Consider the following 23,847-nt stretch of genomic DNA (forward strand, 5'->3'; position numbering starts at 1 on the left):
GATGTAATATCATCATCTCTTGATAGCTCATTTTGGGTTTCCCAAAAATGATGAAACAATGACTTACAAATCATTGTCCATTTGATAGAATAGCATAAAAACCTTACTATAACAAGGTTTTTAACCTCTGATTAAACTTTTTTTATCTAAGATTGACCCTTAGTTTATTTACGACGTCTTTCGATTAAATGAATTGGTGTTCCTTCAAAATCAAAGGCTTCCCGAATTCTATTTTCTAAGAAACGTTCATAAGAAAAGTGCATTAATTCTGGATCATTTACGAAAATTACAAATGTTGGTGGCTTAGTTGCCACTTGAGTTGCATAGTAAACACGTAAACGTTTGCCGTTATCTGTTGGTGTTGGATTATAAGCAATCGCATCCATCACAACTTCATTTAAAACAGCTGATGGAATTCGTTGCGCATGGTTAGCGTTAACTTTTTCAATCAATTCTGGTAATTTATTCAAGCGTTGACCTGTTTTAGCAGATACATACACAATTGGTGCATAGCTTAAATATTGGAATTCTTGACGAATTTTTTGCGTGAATTCTTGCATAGAACGACCATCTTTTTCGATGGCATCCCATTTATTTACCGCAATAATGATCCCACGACCAGCTTCGTGCGCATAACCAGCAACGTGTTTATCTTGTTCACGAATACCTTCTTCAGCATTCAAGACCACCACAACAACGTCGGAGCGATCAATCGCTTGCATCGCACGTAAAACAGAGTATTTTTCAGTATTTTCATATACTTTACCCCGTTTCCGAATTCCGGCTGTATCGATCATAGTATATTCAGTACCATCATCAGTTGTGAACTTCGTATCAATCGCATCACGTGTTGTACCTTCAACATTAGAAACAATTACACGATTTTCACCTAAGATACTATTAACTAATGATGATTTACCAACATTAGGACGACCAATAAAACTAAATTTAATTGAATCATCTTGTTCTTCTTCTGTTTCAGATGGGAATTCTTTCACAACGCAATCTAAAAGATCACCTGTTCCGATCCCGTGAGATCCAGCAACTGGTACTGGTTCTCCAAAACCTAAGGCATAAAAGTCATAAATTTCTGAACGTAATTCAGGATTATCAACTTTATTAACAGCTAAAATAACTGGTTTATCTGAACGATATAAGATTTTAGCTACTTTTTCATCAGCTAAAGTTAAACCTTCTTTGATACTTACTACAAAGACAATAACATCTGCTTCATCAATCGCAATTTGCGCTTGTTCTGTAATTTGAGTTAAGAAAGGTTCATCACCAATATCAATCCCACCAGTATCAATAATGTTAAAAGAGCGACCTAACCATTCACTTGTAGCGTAAATACGATCACGCGTTACACCCGGAATATCTTCCACGATGGAAATTCTTTCACCGGCTAAACGGTTAAAAATTGTTGATTTACCAACATTTGGACGACCAACAATCGCAACAATTGGATTTGCCATTTAACATTCCTCCTTTTATTTTTTCATTTTCTTTAATAATTATTTGTTTTTTAATAAATAAAAAACTGACCCAGAAGATCCGATCCTTTGGGTCAGTTTAAAAATCGACTTTATTAATGATTATTCGTTAATTTCGTCACCAATAAGATCACCAAGTGTGAAACCTGTGTTTTCTTCAGGAATTTCAACAACTTCTTCCACTACTTCTTCAGCAGCTTCTTCAGTTTGTGGTCTTTCTTGTAATGCTTTAATAGATAAAGCTAAACGATGTTCTGGTGCATTAACACTTAAAACTTTAACTTTAACTGTTTCACCAGAAGTTAAAACTTCACTTGGTGTTGCAATATGTTTGTGAGCAATTTGTGAGATGTGAACTAAACCTTCAACACCTGGCATAACTTCAACAAAAGCACCAAAGTCTGTTAAACGTTTAACTGTTCCTTCTAATTCATCGCCTTCAGCAATTTCTTCTGCAACAACATCCCATGGTTCTGGTAATGTTTGTTTGATAGATAATGAAATACGGCCTTTTTCTGTATCTACGCCTAAAACTTTAACTTTAACATCTTGACCAACTTCTAAAACATCTGAAGGTTGGTTAACACGTTCGTATGAAATTTCAGATACGTGAACTAAACCATCAACACCACCTAAGTCAACGAATGCACCAAAGTTTGTTAAACGAGCTACTTTACCTTCAATAACATCGCCTTCAACTAATTTAGCCATTGTTTCTGCGCGTTGTGCTTCACGTTTAGCACGTGCAATATCACGGTGTGATAAGATTAAGCGGTTTTCGCTTGGATCGATTTCGATAATCTTAAGTTCTAATTCTTGACCTTTGTATTGGTTTAAATCATCAACATATTGGTCTGAAACCATTGATGCTGGGATGAAACCACGGATACCAGCGTCAACTACTAAACCACCACGTACTACTTGAGTAACAGGTGCTGTAATTGTTTCACCAGCTTCAAATTTTGCTTTAACATCTTCCCAAATCTTACGGGCTGCTAAACGACGTTGTGATAATAAGTAGCTACCGCCTTCTTTATCAGAACCGATGCGTGATACAACTACTAAATCAAGTACGTCACCCATTTTAATTTCTTCTTTAATATCATCTCGTTGTACTGTTAATTCACGGACAGGTACGACACCTTCAACGCCTGCACCTTCAATTCCGACAATAACTTGCATTGAATCGTCAATAGCTAAAACTTCACCTTTAACTACATCACCTACGTTTACTTCTTGAACACTGTTCAATGCTTCTAATAAATCCTTGTTTGCTTCTTTACTCATGGACTATGTCCTCCTTAACGACTAACTTCGTGTACCATTTTACCTTATTTTTTAAACAAATACCAGCTAAACATGTTTATTTAGCGTTCTTTTTTATAATTTTTTTGATTTCAGCAACAACTTGTTCAATATTTAAGCTTGTTGTATCAAGTTTAATTGCATCTTCAGCACAAATTAATGGTGCTTCTTTCCGTGTTGAATCTTTATAATCACGTGCCGCAATTTCTTCTTCTAACACTGCTAAGGGAGTTTCAATTCCTTTAGCTTGATTTTCGCGATAACGACGTAATGCTCGTTCATGAACTGTTGCTTCCATAAAGACTTTGACTTGGGCATTTGGTAAAACAACTGACCCAATATCACGTCCATCCATCACAATTCCACCAGCATCAGCAATTTCTCTTTGACGTTGAGTCATAGCTTTACGAACACTAGGTTGTGCCGCAACTAAAGAAACATTATTTGTAACATCTGGCATCCGAATTGCATCAGTAACTTCTTCACCATTTACAAAAACTTTTTGTACTGGTTCAGCTGGTACAAATTCTAATTGAACATCTTTTAACATTTCTTCTAATGCTTGATTATCATCTAAAGCTACATTATTTTTCAATGCATACCAAGTTGCCACACGATACATCGCACCTGTATCACAATAAATGTAATTCATTTCTTTCGCAACTAGCTTAGCAACCGTACTTTTACCAGCAGAAGCCGGTCCATCGATTGCAATTTGCATTTTCGTAGTATTTTCATCCATCTTTATCTATCCTCTTTCCAGCGCTTAATTCAAAATAAATAGAGGTCATAAATGACCTCACATTTACTTAACTCTAATTTGTTGTCCTGGTGTGATTGTTGAATTAGCTGTCATACCTGGATTTAATTGTAATAATTGATCAACTGTTAAACCATTATTAACTGCAATCCGGTAAATACCTTGTCCATTAGCAACTGTCACATATTTTTTAGCACTATCATTTGTAGATGCTTGTGAGCTAGCTTCATCAGCTGGCTTTTCAGGTTTTTGATCAGGATTATCTAAATCTTGATCAACATCATCTTCTGGATCAACTTCTTCAGCTTTGTCTTTTTTAGAACTAGCTTTTTTAGCTGATTTTTTCTTTTTCTTAGCTTTACTTTCTTTTTTAGATGTTTCTTTATCAACTGAAGTTACCACTTCAATCTTATCATCGTTCATTGTATCGTTATTAGCTTTCTTTTGTGACACAAAATATAAAGCAATTGTTCCTAAAATAATGACTAAAAATATCACTAATAATGATGTTGTTAAGACCGTATGATTTTTGCTTTTCTTACGTGTTGCTGTCCGTGAATAGTTACCTTGTTCATCACGTTCATCTTCAAATTTCTTTTCCCAAGGTTTGTTTTCTTGTTCTGGATTTTTCATTTCTGGTTCTTGATGCTCGTTTTTTGGATCCATGTTATTCCTCCTCAGACCTTTTATAAATTATTTTATCATATTCTCGATTTGATTGCCTACAATTAGCTAAAGTTTTCTGCTGCTTTTAGTAATATTCACAATCTTTTAATTATTATATGATGGTTTTCATTCCAAACTTACTTAGTTTTAAATAACTTAGCTAAAACATCTTGATACGTGGCTATTGGTTGTACACTTAGTTTCTGAGCATCACTTTGATGCATTAAACCTAATTGTTCATAACTAACACTCGTTTCACAACAACAATATCGCGGTTTTTGCGTTTGTTTTTCTTCACCAAAATAACTTAGAATCTCATCACGTTTGCAACCATCACTCGTTAAATAAGTAATCATTCCGGCAATCCCTTGATATTTTTCATTTCGCCGTTGTTTAAAATACTGCAAAATTTGCTCTTCAGTTTGTTTTTTAGCTAATAAATGTTGAATTAATTGAATCCTTTCTGGTGAATCCGCCGTAATCAATTCTGGATTTTGACTATAATAACGAATTTCATTTTGATCGGGAATTGTTTTTTCTAATAAATTAACTTGTAAATTATAATCTTGCTTCGCATATATCAACCCCGCATAACTTTGTTGACCGTCACGGCCAGCTCGGCCAATTTCTTGCACATAACTTTCTAAATCACTTGGATAATGATAATGCAATACATAACGGATGTTTTTCTTGTTCACACCCATTCCAAAAGCACTCGTTGCACAAATAATATCTAATTCATCATCTAAAAATTGATGTTGAATCATATAGCGTTGTTCCAAACCTAAATCCGCATGATAGGTCGCAACACGTAAATTGGTTTGAGCATTTAATAACGCGCTAATTTCTTCGGCTTTACGTTTACTTGAAAAATAAATCAAGCCCGGGCCTTGTAAATTTTGTACCATTTCAACTAATAGATCTTGTTTAGCTTGATCATCAGTAACTTCTTTCACATCTAAATAGATATTAGGACGATCCACTGAGCACCGCACAATATTAGCTGGATTTAATTCTAAATTCTCCAAAATATCTTGTGTAACTTTAGTTGTGGCTGTTGCCGTTAAAGCTAAAGTCAAGGGATTACCTAATTGCTTTTTCAATCGGCCTAACTCTAAATAATCAGGTCGAAAATCCGGTCCCCACTGCGAAATACAATGTGCTTCATCGATTACTAATAAACCTAGATTAAGTTTTCTTATCAAAGGAAAAATATCCTGATTTTGTAACATTTCTGGTGACATATAAATAAAATCATACATAGATAAATGCTGCATCACATACTGACGTTCGGCATAGCTCAACTGTGAATTTAAAGCCACCACTTTTTTATCACCTAAATATTTCAATTGCTCAACTTGATCTTGCATTAAAGATATTAAAGGCGAAATAATCAAGACAGTTTTCCGCTGAATTCTTTGATAGAGTTGATAACATAAACTTTTACCCGTCCCTGTAGGCAAAACTGCTAAAGTCGCTTCATTATTTAATAATTTTTGGAGCGTTTCTACTTGTCCAGGTCGAAAACTCGGATATTGATATTCTGTTTGTAAAATTTCTAATAATTTTGCTTCTTCCACGCCTAATTATTTCGCTCCTTTCGTAATAAATCTATTTGGAACATTCTAAATTGTAAAAAAGTTAATTCAGGAAGTTTTTCTTTCAGCTCTTTATACTGAATAGTTGCCACATTCTGAATTGACATCATTTGACTTAAAGCTGTTTTTAATTCCGGTGTTAAAAATGCATCCCGGGGGAAATCCCGTTTAATAATAGCTACATCAATCAAATGTTCTTCTACTGTTGCTGGTTTAACATGTCGCCGTTGACTAATCGTTGCAATATCAAACCCTTGTAAATACATTTGATATGTAACTAAGGCACTTTGTGGTACACGACGTTCATTTTTCGTCCAAGCAACTAATTCTTTTAATATACTTTGTTCTTGAACGATATATTGAGCATAGCGCAATAAGAAATCAACTTGCATCAAGGAAATTTCGGCTGGGCTATATGGCGTCATTTCCGCAATTTGTAGAGCTGTTTTCCCGTTAACTTGATAGCCGACCAAACTAGCACTAAAAGCTGCAGCTAACTGTGGATCTTCTTGTGCTAAAAATTTATTTAAAGTTTCATTTAATTCAGTCACTAATTGAGCTAATGAATATTTTTTAATCCATTGTTTAACATAATATTGGGCCTGTAAATTAGAAGTAATCACATAATAACGTTTTTGGTCATAAGCATATTCTGAAGCAGCTTGTACACTTAAATAAAAAACATCTTTCCATAATGGGTAATCAATTTGGGCTAATAATTGTGGCTTATGTAAATATAATCCAGCCTCTATCATAGCTTGCTTTTTTTGTTCCCCTTGTGGTGTTAATTGATAAAATCCTTGTTGTGGCATCATCAAATCGCCTAATTTAACTAGTTGAGCTAATTCTTTTAGAAAAATACTTTCTTGTAATTTAGGTTCTTCATTAATATATCCTAACCAATCATAATAAAAACCCCAAAACAAACTCGAACTGGTAATTTTATTTGTCATTAATTGTCGCAAGACACTAGCTTTTTTTAATTTTTCTGGCTCAAAATACAGAATCCATGGTTGGTGCATTAAAAAATCACACTCCCTCTTCCAATCTCTCTCACTTTATATAATACGTCTTCTCTCCTTTTTTAGCATGCTTTTTCAACTTTTTTATTGAATCAATTATTTTTTAAATGGTATTAGTTGAATTATTAGAAAACAAATATTATTATAATAATTAAGGCGCACCTAAAAAAAGATTTCTTTTAGACAAAATAAGGTGTAAAATACAATTGTTAATTTAAACATTAAGAAAGTGAGGGTTGATTCTACTGTGAGTCATACACAAAACAAACATAAATTTATTGAATACGCGAATGGTCCTTCGCTTGAAGAAATTAATGGGACAGTTTCTGTTCCTAAAGGACAAGGTTTTTGGAAAACATTATTTGCTTACTCAGGTCCTGGTGCCTTAGTAGCGGTTGGTTATATGGATCCGGGTAACTGGTCCACTTCCATCACTGGTGGGCAAAACTTCCAATATCTTTTAATGTCAGTTATTTTAATGTCAAGTTTAATTGCCATGTTATTACAATATATGGCCGCCAAACTTGGGATTGTTAGTCAAATGGACTTAGCTCAAGCAATTCGAGCTCGGACAAGTCGTTCCTTAGGGATTGTCCTCTGGGTTTTAACTGAGTTAGCTATTATGGCAACTGATATCGCGGAAGTTATCGGGGCTGCGATTGCTTTATATCTCTTATTTGATATTCCTTTAGTCGTCGCCGTCTTTATTACTGTTTTTGACGTTTTATTACTTTTACTGTTAACTAAAGTTGGTTTTAGAAAAATTGAAGCTTTAGTTGTTGCTTTAATCTTAGTAATTTTATTCGTCTTTACTTATCAAGTTATCCTCTCAGATCCTGATTGGAGTGCTGTTTTCGCTGGATTTATTCCTACTTCCCAAACATTCGCATCTAAACCAGTAATTGCTGGGATGGATCCTTTACATGGGGCTTTAGGTATTATCGGTGCAACAGTTATGCCGCACAACTTATATCTTCACTCAGCTGTTTCTCAAACAAGAAACATCGATCATAATAACGAAGATGACGTGGCAGAAGCAGTTCGTTTTAGCGCATGGGATTCTAACATCCAATTAACATTCGCTTTCGTTGTTAACTCATTATTATTAATTATGGGTGTTGCTGTTTTCAAATCTGGTGCTGTTAAAGACCCTTCATTCTTTGGTCTTTACCATGCCTTATCTGATTCCTCGATGTTAAGTAATGGTGTTTTAATTAAAGTAGCACAATCTGGTGCTTTATCTGTCTTATTCGCAGTTGCTTTACTTGCTTCCGGGCAAAACTCGACAATTACCGGGACATTAACAGGACAAGTTATTATGGAAGGTTTCATCCATATGAAAATGCCACTTTGGGCACGTCGTTTAATTACACGTTTAATTTCTGTTATTCCAGTTTTAGTCTGTGTCATGTTAACCAACAGCAAAAATCCACTCGCACAACATGAGGCCCTGAATAATTTGATGAATAACTCACAAGTCTTCTTAGCCTTTGCCTTGCCATTCTCAATGATTCCATTGCTGATGATGACAAATAGTACCGCTGAAATGGGAAGTCGTTTTAAAAATGGTCTCTGGTTACGGATTTTAGGTTGGCTCTCTGTTATTTCATTAACACTCTTGAATTTACGTGGTTTACCAGATTCAATCGCTGCCTTCTATGGTGATAATCCAAATGCTGCTCAAATGCATCAAGCTTATATTATTGCTTACTTTGCAATCGCAGCTATCTTAGCCTTACTTGTTTGGACAATTTGGGATCTCCATCGTGGTAATAAAGAACTTGCCTTAAAACAAGCAGCTTTACAAAATGATGCAAAATAAATAAATAAAAAAGAACGATATAAATTGATTTAATTAATCAACTTATATCGTTCTTTTTTATGCACTAATTTTTTCTTGAATTGCTTTACTTAATTTCGGATAAATCACACCAAAGATAATCCCAATAACAATTCCTTTAATTAAATTAAAAGGAATCACACCATACAAAATCATTTGGCCTAAACTAATATTTAACTGCATACCCAACACATTCAAATATAAAGGTGTAATAACCAACCAGTTAGCTAAAGCCATCGCTATTGTTAATAACAATGTCGCTAATAATACAATACCTGCATATTTTTTACCGTGTCGCGCCCCACGTTTTAAACCAGCGTAAATAGTTGTACAAAAGATTGCACTCGCTAATAAACTAGCTCCAACACCAATTAAGTTCGGTAAACTCGGACCACTTAATACAAAATAAATGACTGTCCGCAATAATAAAATTTCCCATCCACCACGATAACCTAAAACAATAAAACCTAATAAAACTGGTAAATCGCTTAGATCAAGTTTCATCCAAGGTACTAGTGGAATAATACTAACCGCTAAAAACATTAATAAGTAAGCCATCACAGCCAAAACTGCTATTAATGTATATTTTTTGGTTTTGCTTTGTTGCATGTTCAACCTCCATTGAAGGTTATCTTCACCGCGGACTTTTAACTAAAAAAACTCTACCAACTTAGCTTGTTGATAGAGTTTTATTTTTAATCATCATTAAAAAAGCCCTATCTTCTTCCATCCAGACTATACTGTCGGTACTGGAGTTACACCAGTTCAACTCTATTACTAGAGGTCGCGGACTATTACCGCCGGTCGGGATTTACACCCTGCCCTGAAGATAAACCAAAATATTATTTAATTTCTTTTAAATTATAACACAACTTATTTAAAATAAGTTATTAATTATTTGCCTTTACGAACTGTTTTTTTCAATTCACTAACTTCTAAACTTGTTAAAGGTCTGAAATCGCCTGATGTTAAGCCATTTAAGTTTAAAAAGCCATATGTTTCACGTTTTAATTTTTGTACGGGATGGCCAATTGCTTTAAACATTTTCTTAACTTGATGGTTACGACCTTCATGAATTGTTAATGACACAACTGATGTTTTCTTTTGAAAATCACTTGATAAAACTTTACATTTTGCTCGAGCTGTCTTTTTACCATCGATCACAACACCTTGACGAAGTTTTTGTAATTCTTCATTTGTTGGTGTTCCTTCAACTTTAGCAACATATGTTTTATTAACTTTATAACGTGGGTGCATTAATTGATTAGCTAATTCACCATCATTCGTCATTAATAATAATCCAGATGTATCATAATCTAAACGTCCTACTGGGTAAACCCGTTGTTCAAAATCAGTAAAGTAATCTGTAACTACTTTACGACCTTTATCATCTTTCGCTGCTGAAATCACGCCACGTGGTTTATATAACAAGAAATACACTTTCTTTTCTTTATCAATAGGATTTCTATCGACTAACACGAAATCTTGTGAGCCAACTTTCACTCCTAATTCCGTCACGATTTTACCATTCACGGATACCCGTCCTGCTTGAATTAATTTTTCGCTTGCGCGACGCGATGCCACACCAGCATTTGCCATAACTTTTTGTAATCTTTCTGCCATTATATTCCTCCTAATTTAATCTATTTCTTCTGTAATTGTTGTTTCAAATAGTTCTAAATAATCATTAACTTCTAATTCTTCCGACTTTTCATCTTGAATCTTAGGTAATTCTGGTAAATCAGCTAATGTTGTAATTCCAAAATAATCTAAGAATGCTTCTGTCGTCACATAAATCAAAGGTCTTCCCGGTAATTCTAAACGACCAGCTTCTGCAATCAAGCCTAATAAAAGTAATTTTTGCAGCATCGAACTCGATTTCACTCCGCGAATTTCATCGATATCAACCCGTGTCACTGGTTGTTGATATGCAATAATTGCTAAAGTTTCTAAAGCTGCTGCCGACAGTTTCACAACTGAATCCGTTTCAAAATAACTCTTCACTAAAGTTGCTAAAGGTTTTTTAGTTGCTAAACGATACCGTTCTTCAGCACATAGTAACATTAAACCACATGATTGATCACTTTGATATTTTTGTTTTAGTTTTTCAAGTTGTTCTAAAACGGCCGGCTTTAACAGACCTGTTAAATGAGCAATTTCAGTCACGGTAATGCCTTCATTCCCACTAACAAATATTAAACTTTCAATTTTAGCTTGATTCGCTAACATATGATTTTACCTCACTTTTTAAATACAGTGGTCCTAAGGTTTGTTTTTGTTCTAAATGAACTTCTGCTCTTTTATTTAATTCTAAAACTGCCAAAAAGACAGTCACGATTTTTTCTAAATCGACATTTTGTTTAAATAAATCAGAAAATAAAATTGGTTCCTTAGTACTTTGTAATAACTGCCGAATGTTTTTAATTTCATCTTTAATTGTATATTTTTCAGAATTAATAACTCTTTTTTGTGGTTTACTAATTTCTTTTTGCAATAACAATCTTTGCAAAGCTTGTGTTAATAACTGAACATCCAAGCCTTCCGCACTTAATTGTTGTTGCTGAATATCATCCGGAGGCGTTAATTCTTCACGTGTATAATTTAAAGAACGTTCTGCTGCAGCCACTTGTAAATTTTCGGCAGCTTCTTGATAACATTTATGTAATAATAACTGTTTTACTAAAAGTTCGCGCGGATCTTCTTGAAAATCAGATTCTGCCAATTCCATTTGTTCTTTTTCATTTGGCAATAACATTTTACTTTTAATATTCAATAACATTGCCGCCATAACTAAATACTCCCCAGCGATATCGAGCTTCAAGCTTTGCATTTGCTTTAATGACTCGATATACTGCGAAGTAATTTTGGCAATTGGAATATCATAAATATCCATCTCGTTTTGTTTAATTAAATGTAATAATAAATCCAACGGACCTTCAAAACTTGGTAATTTGAAAGTTAATTCCGTTTGTGAATTTTCTTTAGTCATCTTTTTTACATTCCCATTTATTAATAATACTTGCTGTTTCAATATTCCCCATCAGCTTACAATGCGGATAACGTGCTGCTAAATCGGATAACATAGCATATGTTAACCCTTCATTTCGTGCACTAGGTGAGACAGCAATATGCCGAATAATCAACAAATCATCAGTGATTTCAACACCTAAGATTCCAATAAAGTCACCATTTGGATTTTTCCATAAAAAGAGACTACGATCATCTTCTGCGGTGTACCATTTGATTTCAGATTGTAAATGAGCAATGTCTTTTAAATCTGGTATAAAGGATAACAATCCCATTGCAATTTTTTCATAATCACTTTTATATTTATAAAGCATTTTGACCTCCTGTGATCTTGCCAATAAACTATCCCTTAATTTACCATATTTTCCAACTTATCTCAAATCGCTTAAGCTCGCGGATGTGCTTGATTATAAATCTCTGCTAAGCGTCGTTTGGAAAGATGGGTATATATTTGCGTCGTGGAAATATCAGCATGACCTAACAATTCCTGCACGATTCTTAAATCAGCACCATTTTCTAAAATATGCGTTGCAAACGAATGTCTTAATGTGTGCGGACTTACTTCTTTGGTAATCCCTGCTTGTTGGACTTGTTTTTTTAAATTCTTCCAAATTCCTTGGCGTGTTAATTGATTACCATGAAAATTCAAAAATAAATAGGGACTCCGTTTATTTTTCAATAATTTTGGTCGACTTAATTGTAAATATTGTTCCAACCAATGAATCGCTACATCGCCAATCGGGATAATCCGTTCTTTTTGACCTTTACCAATTGTTTGAATGATACCTAAACTCAAATGCAGATCATTTAATTTCAGATTAACAATTTCACTCACACGTAACCCTGTAGCGTACATCACTTCTAAAATCGCCCGATCACGCATCCCTAAGGCTTGGCCCGTATTCGGTGTGTTCAACAAAGTTTCCACTTCTTTAGTCGTTAAAACTTCTGGTAAATGTTGTTGTTTTTTCGGTGTATCAATTAACAACATCGGATTTTGTGTAACAATTTGATCCTGAACTAAATATTGATAAAACTTGCGTAAACTTGTAATACGATGAATAATCGTTGCGTTAGTTTTACCAGTATCCATCTCTTTTTGAAGATAAGCTAAAACATCGTCTTTAGTAACCGATTGATAGCTTAAGTTTTGTTCTGCTAAATAAAGTGCAAAGGTTTGTAAATCATTACGATAACTAGCCACTGTATTGGCAGAAAGCCCTCGTTCAACTTTTAAATAATGCAAATAATCATTTAAAATCTGTTCTATTGTAATTCACCCTCACCTTAGCTGTTTTAAGCTTCGTTTAAACGTAATTCACCATCGATTTGTTGGACTAAACCAGCTTTCATTAAATGGCCCACAGCACGTTTAAATTGTCCTTTACTAATACCAAAATATGCTTTGATTTCAGCTGGAGAACTTTTATCTGTATATGGTAAATGACCATTATTATGTTGTAACGCTGCAATTAACATTTGTGCATCATCACTAATTGCTTCATAAGCACGTGGTCGTAAGGATAAATTCATTGTTCCATCTTCACGCACACCAATGACACGTGCATTCACAACTTCACCTAAACGTGGTTCTTGATCACGTTCTGTATTATGAATAAAACCTAATTGATAATCATTTGTTAAAACATAAGATCCTACCATTTTCAAACGATAAACTGTCCCAGTAACATCTTTATTACGTAATTTCGCATCTGCTTTAACACTAATTGCTCTAAACATTTCTTCTGTCGCTAAATCTCCCCAAAGTCGACCTTTATGATCTACTTTTAAACCAATTAAAAGACGATCATTTTTCTTAGGCCAAAGATGTGTTAATTCTGGTAATTCATCACAAGAAACAACAATATCTTTATTAGGTAAGCCAATATCAACAAAGACTCCTAAGTTTTTGCGCACAGCAACAACATCACAAAATGCATATTTACCAATCCCGATTTTAGGAATTGTTTTTGTAATTTGTAATTGATGCTTATCATTTTCATAGGCAAATCCAGAAACATTTGCCCCCATTTTAGGAATACTCCGTAATTCTTCCTTAGCTAAACGATATGTTTCGCCATCATGTTGTCCAAAAACATACTTATCATTTTCATCAATAATTTTAATCGTAATAACGCGTCCAATTTTATTTTCCATCTTGACACCTTTTCTTTCTTCTAAGATAAACTTAAATTCAATAAACTAACAATACAATACGTAATCCCGCTTGCAATAACCGGGCCTGAGGCAATCCCTTTGAAAAAAACAACACCAATAATTGTTCCGAAAACAAGAACAACGGTAATTTGTGGTGATGTTGCTAATAAGGAAACGCCATTCTTAGATAAAATAGCAACTAAAGCCCCACACGCTAAAGCAATCCAACCGACAGGTGATTTTAATATTTCTAATAAATCTTTAAACCCTATTTGTCCTGTGGCAATTGGAATTAAGATGGCAATTGAAATAATTGTCACACCCCAGTTAATACCTTTAGCATGAATTAAAGGAAACAACTTATCACTAATTGGTAATAATTTAATTAAAATTACAACACTCGACGCTATAATTAAAGACATATTTTTACCAAATAAGGCTACTACTAAAATTACAGCTAAAAATAACCAACTTTCCAATTTATAACACCTACTTTTATTTATTAATTCTAACATATTTTAATTCAACAATACTTTTTCATTTCCGATTATAATTCATTAGAACTTTAATTTTAACACATTTTATCTTTTGGTTTTTAATTTTTTGTAATTCTCAGCAATTAAACCCCACTTTTTGAAAAAATGATGTATGATAGTTTTAAATTTAATTTTGAAGGAGCATTTAATAATGAACATTTATGACTTTGCTGTCCTTGATCATCAAAATCAAGAAGTTTTATTAAAAGATTTCCAAAACAAAGTAATTTTAATCGTGAATACAGCTGAAAATGATCCCCTTTTTCCTGAACGATATGAAAAATTAACCGAACTTTACCAAAAATATCATCAACAAGGTTTAGAAATCATCGATATCCCATGCCAAGAATTCACTCCTGATGATGTAGAAAATATACGAACAGCTCAACATGTTTTTCCAAAAATGCAAATTTCAGCTGTCAACGGAAATTATGAACTACCTTTATATACTTTCTTAAAGACTAATCGTGGCTTTGCCGGATTTGGGAATGATGAGTTAGCTCATAAAATGGAAGTGCTAGCCGCTCACAATGATCCTGATTACAAAGCTACACCCGATATTAAATGGAATTTCACCACTTTTATTATCGATCGCCAAGGTGATATTTTTGCCCGTTTTGAACCTAATTATAGTTTTTCTGATTTAGAAAATATCGTCAAAATGTTACTCGCCTCAAACTAAGAAATCTTTTTAGGGTCTTTGCTAATATATTCGCAACTTGGTATAATATAGTGATAGGAGTTTGATAGCATATGGTTATTAATTACCCTAATGGGGAAAAATTTCAAAAAGCTACCTCCGCTCAACCGTCACTAACTAAAAAAGTTAATTACGGAAACCGCGGGATGTCTTTAGAACAAGAAATCAATAAAACTAATCAATATTATCGTGAACGTGGAATTGCTGTTATTCATAAAAAACCAATCCCTATTCAAATAGTCAATGTTGATTATCCCAAAAGAAGTGCCGCAGTAATTAAAGAAGCCTATTTTCGTCAGGCTTCAACGACTGATTATAACGGGGTGTACAAAAGTCACTATTTAGATTTCGAAGCCAAAGAAACTAAAAATAAAACATCTTTTCCTTTAAATAACTTTCATGAACATCAAATTGACCATATGAAAGCATGTCAACAACAAGGTGGAATTTGTTTTACAATTATTAAATTCTCTTTAACACAAGAAATTTATTTAGTTCCGGCAGAAATCATTTTTGAATATTGGGATCGACGTTTCAAAGAACGAAAATCGATTCCAAAATCAATTATTCAAGAAGCTGGTTATTTTATTAATTATAAAATCCAACCACTTATCCCCTACCTTAATATTGTCGATCATTTAATTTCACAACGGCAAAAATAAACTTATTAAAGGAGTTCATTATGGCAAATCAAGAAAAACCACAAGAGCAAAACTCGCGTGTTGCTCGCCGGAAGAAAAACAAGCCGAAAAAAATGGCTATGTGGAAAAAAGTTCTCATTGGACTTGTGAGCTTTTTCGTTATCTGTTTAATAGCTGGTTTTACAACTTTTTATGTTTATGCATCAAAAGCACCTAAATTAGACGGTGATAAATTAGCTAGTTCCGGTTCGACCATCATTTATGATGCCCATGATAAAAAAATCACTACACTTGGAACGGAAAATCGGATCTATTTAAAAGAAAAGGATATTCCTAACCAATTAAAAAATGCGATTACTTCTATCGAAGATCGTCGTTTTTATAAACACAACGGGATTGATCCCCTTCGAATTATTTCTGCTGCCTTTTCTAACTTGACTCACTCATCAGGTGGTTTACAAGGTGGTAGTACTTTAGATCAACAATTGATTAAACTATCATTTTTCTCAACTAAACATTCTGACCAAACACTTAAACGTAAAGCACAAGAAGCTTGGTTAGCACTTAAAATGGATAAAAAATATTCTAAAGATCAAATTTTAGACTTTTATATTAATAAAGTCTTTATGGGTCATGGTTGTTACGGAATGCAAACAGCAGCGAACTATTACTATGGTAAATCACTTGCAAAATTAGACTTACCTCAAACAGCTTTAATCGCTGGTATTCCAAATGCTCCTTCAGATTACAACCCTTATTCCAATCCAAAATTAGCTAAAAAACGTCGCGACGAAGTTTTAAATGCAATGGTTGATAATGATAAAATTTCACAAGAAGTAGCTGATAAAGCGAAGAAATTACCAATCACACATGGTCTTTTACCAAAAAATCATAAACATCATTTATCAACAAAAGCAAAAATTGCTGATCCATATTTAAAACAAGTTATTTTAGATGCTAAGAAAAAAGGCTATGATCCTTATGCTGGCAGTTTAAAAATTTATACAAACTTAGATATGAAGATTCAAAAGAAAATGTACGACGTAGCTAACAATAATGTATCTATCCACTTCCCTAATAATCGGATGCAAATTGCTGCAACTATTATTAACCCTAACAACGGTAAAGTGGTCGCTATGTTAGGTGGTCGTAAGATTCCTGATGATGTAACATTTGGCTTAAACCGTGCAGTACAAACTGATCGTTCCAACGGTTCTACAGCAAAACCTTTAATGGATTACGGTCCTGCAGTTGAATATCTTAGTTGGGCAACTTACCACGCTTTAGCTGATAAACCTTACAAATATGCAGGTACAAATATTTCCCTTTATGATTGGGATTTTAAATACCGTGGCATGATGACAATGCGTGATGCTCTTGTACAATCTCGTAACATCCCTGCTATTCATACTTTAAATGCAGTCGGTGTTACACGTGCACAAAACTTTATTGGTAAATTAGGTTTTAAATATAAAAAACGTTTAGAAACACAAAACGGGATTGGTTTACCAAGTTCTACTTTACAAAACGCTGCTGCCTACGCTGCTTTTGCTAATGGTGGTACTTACTACAAACCAAGCTTTATCCGGAAAATCCAAACAGCTGATGATCAAGTTAAAACTTTCTCAAGCGAAGGTAAACAAGCTATGAAACCTTCAACAGCTTATATGATCACAGATATGTTAAAAGGTGTTTTAACTAACCCGATGGCTACAGGTCGCTTAGCTCATATTCCTAATCTCTATGAAGCTGGTAAATCTGGGACAGTTGGTTACCCTGCCAATGCACCTGCTTATATTCCTAAGAACGTAACAATGGATGCTTGGTTTAATGGTTATACAAAACATTATTCTATGTCAATTTGGACAGGTTATGATCATCAATTTGAACCAAATAGCTATATTACTGATTCAGCCTTCCCTATCTCTATGTATTTCTACAAAAATATTATGGCTGATATCTCGAAAGGTAAATCCAATACAGATTGGGTTAAACCAAGTAATGTTTATGTAAAATATGTGAAAGATGTTCGCCAATTATATCTTGCTGGATCTGGTCCAGTTGTTGATATTGACGCTTTGAATAACTCAAGTTCATCAAAATCAAGTCGTTCAAGCTCATCTTCTTCAGCTAGTTCAAGCTCTGTTTCATCAGATATTTCTAGTGCCGTTGAAACATCTGCTAGTTCTACATCAGATACTTCTTCAGCATCAAGCGCAAGTTCCGTGTCGATTTCATCTAATAAATCTTCACAAACATCATCACAACAACCTTAAAATCAAAAAGACTAAACTCATTAAATTTGAGTTTAGTCTTTTTTTAATACATATTTTTTTGACCTGTCATACACATCGCTAATAACGGACAATCAAAACATCTCGGTTTCCGAGCAGTACATCGTTCTCTTCCCCAATAAATCATCCTAAAATGCGCTGCACTCCATAAATTTTTGGGGATTTTGCTCATTAAAATTGTTTCAACTTGAGTCACGCTAGCATCTGATGGCACCATCGCTAACCGCTTTGACACACGACTAACATGTGTGTCTACCGCCAAAGCGGGAACATTAAACCGATCAGACAAGACCACATTCGCTGTTTTTCGTCCCACTCCCGCTAAAGACATTAAATCTTTTTTATTTTGCGGAACTTGACCTGAAAATTTAGTAACAATTTCTTTGGCACAGGTAACAATATATTTGGCTTTATTTTTATATAATCCGATACTTTTTAAATAATATTCTACATCTGCCTGAGCTAAACTTTTGGCATCTGGATAACGCGCAAAAAGTGCTGGTGTTAGTTTGTTAACGGCTTTATCAGTCGTTTGCGCACTCAAAATGACCGCGATTAAAAAATGAAAATCACTATCAGCATCTAACGTCGATTTAATCGCTTCTGGATATGTTTTACCCATCACTTCAATCGCATATGTTGTTTCTTGTGCATTTAACATCATATTTCACCTGCTTTTTTAATCCGTCCAATCATACAATGGCACACGTGGTGCAGCTGCTTTATTTGGTTGACTACTTGGTTGCGGTTTAGCGTTTGCTTTACGTTGTTCATGCATCTCGCGCATTCGTTTAACATCTTGAATCGTTTTAATATTTTGTTTTTCCCAACTAATTAAAATGCGATCCATATATTTAAGGCTATACGCTTGATTTAAGACCGCTTCACGTAAAGCTTGCATAATTAACTCAATCGAATAATTATCGTCGTCAATCCACGTTTTTACCGTTTCAAACTCAATCGGCGATAATGCCCGACCAAATTCTTTTTCTAAATTCATAAATAATGTTTTTTCTGTCAAAACTTGCGTAGCTTGTTCTTGAATATTTTGTTTTTGAATAATTTTACCAAATAGTTTATCAGTCACATTATCTAAATTATACCGATCTTGTTTTTTACCATCTTGATTAGTAACTTGTTCAATCATAATTAAATTTTTTTCAATCATGGCTTGCAACACTAAGTAAACCTCATCAAGTGATTTTCCCATACTTTGAGCAATTACTTGTAAATCTGGGAAAACATTCCCTCTTTGTCGATAGCTATCAATTTGTAAAAATAAAACAAATTCTGTATCAGTCATGCCTATTTCAGCGTAATGAGCCAACAATAAATTAGCTACTGTCATTTGTCCAGCTTGTAAATACGCTTGAATTTTATCTGTCATTTATATCACTTCCTACCACTTTAGTTTACCACAATTCATTTTAAGCTTTTAGTTTAGTTATAAAAAAATAAAACCCATACAACATAACGTTGCATGGATTTTAAATTGTTTAATTTTTATGGATAAATTCTGTTTAATAAACGTGGGAATGGAATAGCTTCACGAATATGGCTTTCACCTGTAATCCAAGTAACAGCTCTTTCTAAACCTAAACCAAAACCGGAGTGTGGAACACTACCGTAACGACGTAAATCAATATACCATTGATAGTCATCAACATTTAAACCAGCTTTTTCAATTTCAGCTGTTAAATAATCTGTATCAGTTGCACGTTCTGAACCACCAATAATTTCACCATAACCTTCTGGAGCTAATAAATCAGCACAGATCACAACATCATCACGTGTTGGATGAGGTTTCATGTAGAATGGTTTAATTGCTTTAGGATAATTCATTACAAAAACAGGTTTACTGAAGTGTTCTGCTAAATATGTTTCTTCTGGTGAACCAAAATCTTCACCCCAAGTAACATTAAATTTACCTGATTCGTTTAATAATTCAACCGCATCATCATAAGAAATACGTGGATATGGTAATTGTGTATAACGTTTCAAGATTTCTTTATCACGGCCTAAAATATCTAATTCATAATCACAGTGATCTAAGACACTTTGAACTAAATAAGCAACATATTTTTCTTGCACTTCTAAACTTTGTTCTTGATGTGTGAAAGCCATTTCTGGTTCAACCATCCAAAATTCAATTAAGTGACGACGTGTTTTTGATTTTTCAGCTCTAAATGTAGGACCGAATGTGAAAACTTTACCAAATGCCATAGCACCTGCTTCAGCATATAACTGACCAGATTGTGATAAATAAGCATCTTTTTCGAAGTATTCTGTATGGAATAATTCTGTTGTTCCTTCTGGTGCACTACCTGTTAAAATTGGTGAATCAATTTTAATGAAACCTTCTTTAGCGAAGAATTCATATGTAGCACGAATAATTTCATTTCTAACTTTTAAAGTTGCAAATTGACGTTTAGAACGTAACCATAAATGACGGTGATCCATCAAGAAGTCTGTTCCGTGTTCTTTTGGTGTAATTGGATAATCGCCACTTTCACCAACAACTTCTAAATCTTCAATTTCAATTTCATAACCAAATGGTGAACGTTTATCTTCATGGATTGTACCAATCACATATAAACTTGATTCTTGTTTGACATTTTTTGCTAATTGGAAAACTTCTTCACTAACATTACTTTTAACAACAATACCTTGGAAAAAGGCTGTCCCATCACGTAATTGTAAAAAGGCAATTTTACCACTTGAGCGTTTATTTGTTAACCAAACACCGATTTTTACTTTTTCATCAACATGGTTTTTGGCATCAATAATACTAATTTCTTTCAAATTAAAACCCTCCTATTAATTATTAATATGTTTTTTAATGAAATGGTCAATTCGTGCTACAGCTTCATTTAAATTCTCTAAACTAGCTGCATAACTTAAACGAATATGATTTTCCATCCCAAAAGCACTCCCGGGAATCACGGCCACATGAGCTTCCGTTAATAAAGCAAAAACGAAATCTTCAGTTGTCGCAAACCCTGTCAACTTAACGGCTTCACTAATGTCAGGGAACATATAAAATGCTCCAGCTGGTTTTTCTAATAACTTAATTCCAGTAATTTTTTGCAATTGCGGATAAATTAAATTTAACCGTCGTTGATATTCTAAACGCATCGCTTGAATACAACTTTGATCGCCTTGCAAAGCTGCTAAAGCAGCATATTGACTAACAGCTGTTAAATTACTTGTTGAATGACTTAAAAATGAGCTCAATTTAGCTATTAAAGCCGGATCAGCTAATACATAACCAACACGCCAGCCTGTCATGGCATAAGTTTTTGAAAATCCACTCACAACAATTGTTTGTCGTCTAATTTCAGGTGAAAGTTCCCACAGTGACTTAAACTGATTACCATTATAAACTAACATTCCATACATGTCATCAGCAAGTATCATTATCTGATGTTTCACAGCCCAATTTCCAATTTCCCAGAGCTCTTTTTCTGTATAGACAGTCCCTGATGGATTTTGTGGCGAATTGATAATAACTAATTTTGTTTTATCAGTCCGTGCTTGTTCTAATTGAGCAACTGTGACTTTCATTTGACCAACGGCTGGGTGCACAAAAACTGGACACCCTTCAGCCATTTTGACTTGTTCTCCATAACTCACCCAATATGGTAATGGAATTAAAACTTCATCATCTTTTTCGATTAAAGCCTGCATCAATGCATAAAGAGCATATTTCCCACCAGTGGTTAAAGCTAGTTGATCACTAGTTGTTTCAACTTGATAAGCTTGCGTAATTTTACGAGCTAATTCTTCTCTTAAAGATAAAATTCCTGCAGCAGGTGTATAAAAATCGGTATCCCCACGTTCGATAGCAGCAATCGCCGCGTTTTTAATATGAGACGGTGTATTAAAGTCTGGTTCTCCGATTGTTAAATTAATGACATCTAAACCTTGTGCTTGCATTTTTTTAGCCTGAGTTGATAAGGCTAAAGTTGCAGAAGGTTTAATATTGTTAATTCTCTTTGAAAAATACATATAAAACCAAAAGCCTTCTTTCTTCTTTACATCAATTAAATATTTTGAATCGTTTTTACAATTTTCCCATTGCGATAATCAATCAAGTCATAACATAAATTACCTCTTTGATTTAAATAAGTAATCTCCCAAGTTGGATCTCCATCCCAAAAACCTAAGGCCGCTTTTTTGACTTTGATTCCTTTATTTAATTTTTTAGTAATCGCAATTGCTTTTTTAGCTGTAATTCCTTTACTTTGTAGAAAAATATTAACCTTATTTCCTTTTTTAGGAATAACAACATAAACTTTATTATTTTTATTATCTGTTCCAGCTACCGTATAATATACCGACTGACGATCATAAAGATAAAAATCATCAACATCTTCAAGATGACCATATTTTTCAGCCATTGCTATCGCTTCTTTTTTTGCTTGGCGTCGGGGTGATTGTGCCATGGTATAAACCATAATCCCACTAAACACAATAATGATAACTAAACTCCAGATAATCCATTTCTTTTTAGATGGTTTTTGTTCAATTATTTGCATAACTTACCTACCATTCTTTTTTATATAGTGAAGTACTTCTTATTATATAACAAACCGATATCCCTTTCACGCTTGTTTTACTAGTATTCAAGATTTTTTAAAAGAATTTTTAATCTTATACCACTACAACTCCTAATTTTCAGGTGAATCTTTATAAATTCGTTATTTGTATATAACAAACAAATATCTAGAAGTTCATTTGCATATAGCAACTTTCTCATAAAAAAACGGTAAGCAATTGAAATCAAGCGCTTAATACAGTATAGTTAATTAAGTAATTTATTTGAAAGGGTCTGTTTTATGAATAAGAAAAAAATTATCCGACTCACACCTGCTTTCTTAGCCTTAGTGGTTTTATTAAGTGGTTGTGTTCGTCGTACAAGTAGCGGAGAGCCTTATGGTTTTGTTTATGAACATTTAGCTATCCCTACACAACACTTACTAACATGGTTAGCTAACTTACTTGGTGGCAGCTATGGTTGGTCAATCATCGTAATTACCTTTGTAGTTCGTTTGATTTTAATGCCAGTTATGGTTAACCAATCTAAAAAAGCTACTATTCAACAAGAAAAAATGGCTACTATCAAACCAAAAATGCAAGATATCCAAAGACGCCAAAAAGAAGCTACTACACCTGAAGAAAAAACAGCTGTTAGCCAAGAAATGATGGCTCTTTACCGCGATAATGGTATCTCAATGACTGGTGGGATTGGTTGTTTACCTATTTTAATCCAAATGCCTATCTTTGCTGCTTTATATTCAGCAATTCAATATTCACCTGAACTATCTAGTTCATACTTCTTAGGCATTAACTTAGGTCAACGTAGCTTGATCTTCGTAGCACTTTCATTTATCACTTATGGGTTACAGGGCTGGCTATCAACACTTGGCTTACCTGAATCACAAAAGAAACAAATGAAATCTATGATGTTAATTAGCCCCTTAATGATTGGTGGGATGACCTTCGTAGCACCTGCTGGTTTAGGTCTTTACTTCTTTATTGGTGGTATTTTCGCTTGCTTGCAAACATTGATTATCAATTCAATGCGTCCAAGAATTCGTGAAAAAATCCAAAAAGAATTAGCTCAACGTCAAGCAGAAACATCACAACAAGTGGTTAAAACAGTTACAGCAACTGAAATGCCAACTGCTGATATCACACCTGAACCAAATCCTGGTTTAGAAAAAGAAGTTAGTGTGAAAGTTGATGAAACACCAAAAAATAATAACCGTCGAAATGCCGGTAAACAAAATCGTTCTAAAGATTAAA

24 protein-coding genes and 1 riboswitch are annotated in these 23,847 nt (G+C 33.9%); of the genes, 5 read left to right on the top strand and 19 right to left on the bottom strand.

The annotated features are described in order from the left end of the window. Positions 1 to 164: 164 nt before the first annotated feature. From der to G540_RS0105625, 6 genes are all read right to left on the bottom strand, one after another. Positions 165 to 1,475, bottom strand: coding sequence for a ribosome biogenesis GTPase Der (gene der / locus G540_RS0105600; RefSeq protein WP_027107288.1), 1,311 nt, complete (start codon positions 1,473 to 1,475; stop codon positions 165 to 167). Between the two features lie 120 nt (positions 1,476 to 1,595). Next, entirely contained in the window at positions 1,596 to 2,780 is a 1,185-nt protein-coding gene (rpsA, locus tag G540_RS0105605; protein WP_027107289.1) for a 30S ribosomal protein S1, read from the bottom strand. Positions 2,781 to 2,856: 76 nt separating this feature from the next. Then, positions 2,857 to 3,540 carry a (d)CMP kinase gene (gene cmk, locus G540_RS0105610; protein WP_027107290.1) on the bottom strand — a complete coding sequence of 228 codons (684 nt, stop codon included), beginning with the start codon at positions 3,538 to 3,540 and terminating at the stop codon, positions 2,857 to 2,859. A gap of 63 nt (positions 3,541 to 3,603) precedes the next feature. Further along, positions 3,604 to 4,224, bottom strand: coding sequence for an SAG1386/EF1546 family surface-associated protein (locus G540_RS0105615; RefSeq protein ID WP_235807549.1), 621 nt, complete (start codon positions 4,222 to 4,224; stop codon positions 3,604 to 3,606). A 137-nt stretch (positions 4,225 to 4,361) separates the two neighbouring features. Beyond that, entirely contained in the window at positions 4,362 to 5,804 is a 1,443-nt protein-coding gene (locus G540_RS0105620; RefSeq protein ID WP_027107292.1) for a RecQ family ATP-dependent DNA helicase, read from the bottom strand. A 2-nt stretch (positions 5,805 to 5,806) separates the two neighbouring features. Further along, the gene (locus G540_RS0105625) at positions 5,807 to 6,844 is read right to left on the bottom strand and encodes a helix-turn-helix domain-containing protein (RefSeq protein WP_027107293.1); all 1,038 of its coding nucleotides are present in this window, start codon (positions 6,842 to 6,844) and stop codon (positions 5,807 to 5,809) included. Between the two features lie 247 nt (positions 6,845 to 7,091). Here G540_RS0105625 and G540_RS0105630 point away from each other — a divergent pair, with 247 nt between their 5' ends. After that, on the top strand, positions 7,092 to 8,666 hold the full coding sequence (locus G540_RS0105630; protein WP_027107294.1) for an Nramp family divalent metal transporter: 1,575 nt from the start codon (positions 7,092 to 7,094) through the stop codon (positions 8,664 to 8,666). 57 nt (positions 8,667 to 8,723) lie between these two features. On the opposite strand, the gene G540_RS0105635 is transcribed toward G540_RS0105630, so the two are convergent. From G540_RS0105635 to G540_RS0105670, 8 genes are all read right to left on the bottom strand, one after another. Next, a complete protein-coding gene (locus G540_RS0105635; RefSeq protein ID WP_027107295.1) occupies positions 8,724 to 9,293 on the bottom strand; it encodes an ECF transporter S component in 570 nt (189 codons plus the stop codon). A gap of 105 nt (positions 9,294 to 9,398) precedes the next feature. Then, positions 9,399 to 9,519, bottom strand: a riboswitch (FMN riboswitch). A 59-nt stretch (positions 9,520 to 9,578) separates the two neighbouring features. After that, the gene (locus G540_RS0105640; RefSeq protein ID WP_027107296.1) at positions 9,579 to 10,307 is read right to left on the bottom strand and encodes a pseudouridine synthase; all 729 of its coding nucleotides are present in this window, start codon (positions 10,305 to 10,307) and stop codon (positions 9,579 to 9,581) included. A gap of 15 nt (positions 10,308 to 10,322) precedes the next feature. Beyond that, complete coding sequence (gene scpB, locus G540_RS0105645; RefSeq protein WP_027107297.1) at positions 10,323 to 10,913, bottom strand: SMC-Scp complex subunit ScpB; 591 nt, start codon at positions 10,911 to 10,913, stop codon at positions 10,323 to 10,325. Then, positions 10,894 to 11,673: a segregation and condensation protein A gene (locus tag G540_RS0105650; RefSeq protein ID WP_027107298.1), complete on the bottom strand. Its 780-nt coding sequence runs from the start codon at positions 11,671 to 11,673 to the stop codon at positions 10,894 to 10,896. Before G540_RS0105650 ends, scpB begins: the two co-directional genes overlap by 20 nt. Further along, the gene (locus G540_RS0105655; protein ID WP_027107299.1) at positions 11,666 to 12,025 is read right to left on the bottom strand and encodes a GNAT family N-acetyltransferase; all 360 of its coding nucleotides are present in this window, start codon (positions 12,023 to 12,025) and stop codon (positions 11,666 to 11,668) included. The genes G540_RS0105650 and G540_RS0105655 overlap by 8 nt, the downstream gene beginning before the upstream one ends. Positions 12,026 to 12,096: 71 nt before the next feature. Beyond that, entirely contained in the window at positions 12,097 to 12,981 is an 885-nt protein-coding gene (xerD, locus tag G540_RS0105660) for a site-specific tyrosine recombinase XerD (protein ID WP_027107300.1), read from the bottom strand. Positions 12,982 to 13,007: 26 nt separating this feature from the next. Continuing rightward, entirely contained in the window at positions 13,008 to 13,868 is an 861-nt protein-coding gene (locus tag G540_RS0105665) for a CvfB family protein (protein WP_035463627.1), read from the bottom strand. Between the two features lie 20 nt (positions 13,869 to 13,888). After that, a complete protein-coding gene (locus G540_RS0105670; RefSeq protein ID WP_027107302.1) occupies positions 13,889 to 14,347 on the bottom strand; it encodes a DUF441 domain-containing protein in 459 nt (152 codons plus the stop codon). Between the two features lie 208 nt (positions 14,348 to 14,555). Between G540_RS0105670 and G540_RS0105675 the strand changes: the two genes are divergently transcribed. The 3 genes from G540_RS0105675 to G540_RS0105685 all read left to right on the top strand — a co-directional run bounded on the left by G540_RS0105675 (position 14,556) and on the right by G540_RS0105685 (position 18,021). After that, a complete protein-coding gene (locus G540_RS0105675; protein WP_027107303.1) occupies positions 14,556 to 15,086 on the top strand; it encodes a redoxin domain-containing protein in 531 nt (176 codons plus the stop codon). A 71-nt stretch (positions 15,087 to 15,157) separates the two neighbouring features. Beyond that, on the top strand, positions 15,158 to 15,766 hold the full coding sequence (gene recU, locus G540_RS0105680; protein ID WP_027107304.1) for a Holliday junction resolvase RecU: 609 nt from the start codon (positions 15,158 to 15,160) through the stop codon (positions 15,764 to 15,766). 20 nt (positions 15,767 to 15,786) lie between these two features. After that, positions 15,787 to 18,021: a transglycosylase domain-containing protein gene (locus G540_RS0105685; protein WP_027107305.1), complete on the top strand. Its 2,235-nt coding sequence runs from the start codon at positions 15,787 to 15,789 to the stop codon at positions 18,019 to 18,021. Between the two features lie 43 nt (positions 18,022 to 18,064). Here the strand turns inward: G540_RS0105685 and nth are convergent, their stop codons facing one another. The 5 genes from nth to G540_RS0105710 all read right to left on the bottom strand — a co-directional run bounded on the left by nth (position 18,065) and on the right by G540_RS0105710 (position 22,577). Next, complete coding sequence (gene nth, locus G540_RS0105690) at positions 18,065 to 18,700, bottom strand: endonuclease III (RefSeq protein ID WP_027107306.1); 636 nt, start codon at positions 18,698 to 18,700, stop codon at positions 18,065 to 18,067. 18 nt (positions 18,701 to 18,718) lie between these two features. Further along, a complete protein-coding gene (locus G540_RS0105695; RefSeq protein ID WP_027107307.1) occupies positions 18,719 to 19,426 on the bottom strand; it encodes a DnaD domain-containing protein in 708 nt (235 codons plus the stop codon). Between the two features lie 116 nt (positions 19,427 to 19,542). Then, positions 19,543 to 20,841, bottom strand: coding sequence for an asparagine--tRNA ligase (gene asnS, locus G540_RS0105700; protein ID WP_027107308.1), 1,299 nt, complete (start codon positions 20,839 to 20,841; stop codon positions 19,543 to 19,545). Between the two features lie 15 nt (positions 20,842 to 20,856). Continuing rightward, positions 20,857 to 22,047, bottom strand: a complete 1,191-nt coding sequence (locus G540_RS0105705; RefSeq protein WP_027107309.1) for a pyridoxal phosphate-dependent aminotransferase — start codon at positions 22,045 to 22,047, stop codon at positions 20,857 to 20,859. 35 nt (positions 22,048 to 22,082) lie between these two features. After that, a complete protein-coding gene (locus G540_RS0105710) occupies positions 22,083 to 22,577 on the bottom strand; it encodes a cell wall elongation regulator TseB-like domain-containing protein (protein ID WP_027107310.1) in 495 nt (164 codons plus the stop codon). Between the two features lie 300 nt (positions 22,578 to 22,877). Here G540_RS0105710 and yidC point away from each other — a divergent pair, with 300 nt between their 5' ends. Further along, positions 22,878 to 23,846, top strand: a complete 969-nt coding sequence (yidC, locus tag G540_RS0105715) for a membrane protein insertase YidC (RefSeq protein ID WP_027107311.1) — start codon at positions 22,878 to 22,880, stop codon at positions 23,844 to 23,846. Position 23,847: the final 1 nt, after the last annotated feature.

The sequence above is a fragment of the Ligilactobacillus ceti DSM 22408 genome, assembly GCF_000423245.1.
GTDB classification, from domain to species: domain Bacteria; phylum Bacillota; class Bacilli; order Lactobacillales; family Lactobacillaceae; genus Ligilactobacillus; species Ligilactobacillus ceti.

What these genes read in the sequence shown, in the direction of transcription:
- der (WP_027107288.1), bottom strand. Translation starts at nt 1,475, where the DNA reads ATGGCAAATCCAATTGTTGCGATTGTTGGTCGTCCAAATGTTGGTAAA.
- rpsA (WP_027107289.1), bottom strand. Translation starts at nt 2,780, where the DNA reads ATGAGTAAAGAAGCAAACAAGGATTTATTAGAAGCATTGAACAGTGTT.
- cmk (WP_027107290.1), bottom strand. Translation starts at nt 3,540, where the DNA reads ATGGATGAAAATACTACGAAAATGCAAATTGCAATCGATGGACCGGCT.
- G540_RS0105615 (WP_235807549.1), bottom strand. Translation starts at nt 4,224, where the DNA reads ATGGATCCAAAAAACGAGCATCAAGAACCAGAAATGAAAAATCCAGAA.
- G540_RS0105625 (WP_027107293.1), bottom strand. Translation starts at nt 6,844, where the DNA reads ATGCACCAACCATGGATTCTGTATTTTGAGCCAGAAAAATTAAAAAAA.
- G540_RS0105635 (WP_027107295.1), bottom strand. Translation starts at nt 9,293, where the DNA reads ATGCAACAAAGCAAAACCAAAAAATATACATTAATAGCAGTTTTGGCT.
- G540_RS0105640 (WP_027107296.1), bottom strand. Translation starts at nt 10,307, where the DNA reads ATGGCAGAAAGATTACAAAAAGTTATGGCAAATGCTGGTGTGGCATCG.
- scpB (WP_027107297.1), bottom strand. Translation starts at nt 10,913, where the DNA reads ATGTTAGCGAATCAAGCTAAAATTGAAAGTTTAATATTTGTTAGTGGG.
- G540_RS0105650 (WP_027107298.1), bottom strand. Translation starts at nt 11,673, where the DNA reads ATGACTAAAGAAAATTCACAAACGGAATTAACTTTCAAATTACCAAGT.
- G540_RS0105655 (WP_027107299.1), bottom strand. Translation starts at nt 12,025, where the DNA reads ATGCTTTATAAATATAAAAGTGATTATGAAAAAATTGCAATGGGATTG.
- G540_RS0105665 (WP_035463627.1), bottom strand. Translation starts at nt 13,868, where the DNA reads ATGGAAAATAAAATTGGACGCGTTATTACGATTAAAATTATTGATGAA.
- G540_RS0105675 (WP_027107303.1), top strand. Translation starts at nt 14,556, where the DNA reads ATGAACATTTATGACTTTGCTGTCCTTGATCATCAAAATCAAGAAGTT.
- recU (WP_027107304.1), top strand. Translation starts at nt 15,158, where the DNA reads ATGGTTATTAATTACCCTAATGGGGAAAAATTTCAAAAAGCTACCTCC.
- G540_RS0105685 (WP_027107305.1), top strand. Translation starts at nt 15,787, where the DNA reads ATGGCAAATCAAGAAAAACCACAAGAGCAAAACTCGCGTGTTGCTCGC.
- nth (WP_027107306.1), bottom strand. Translation starts at nt 18,700, where the DNA reads ATGTTAAATGCACAAGAAACAACATATGCGATTGAAGTGATGGGTAAA.
- G540_RS0105695 (WP_027107307.1), bottom strand. Translation starts at nt 19,426, where the DNA reads ATGACAGATAAAATTCAAGCGTATTTACAAGCTGGACAAATGACAGTA.
- G540_RS0105705 (WP_027107309.1), bottom strand. Translation starts at nt 22,047, where the DNA reads ATGTATTTTTCAAAGAGAATTAACAATATTAAACCTTCTGCAACTTTA.
- G540_RS0105710 (WP_027107310.1), bottom strand. Translation starts at nt 22,577, where the DNA reads ATGCAAATAATTGAACAAAAACCATCTAAAAAGAAATGGATTATCTGG.
- yidC (WP_027107311.1), top strand. Translation starts at nt 22,878, where the DNA reads ATGAATAAGAAAAAAATTATCCGACTCACACCTGCTTTCTTAGCCTTA.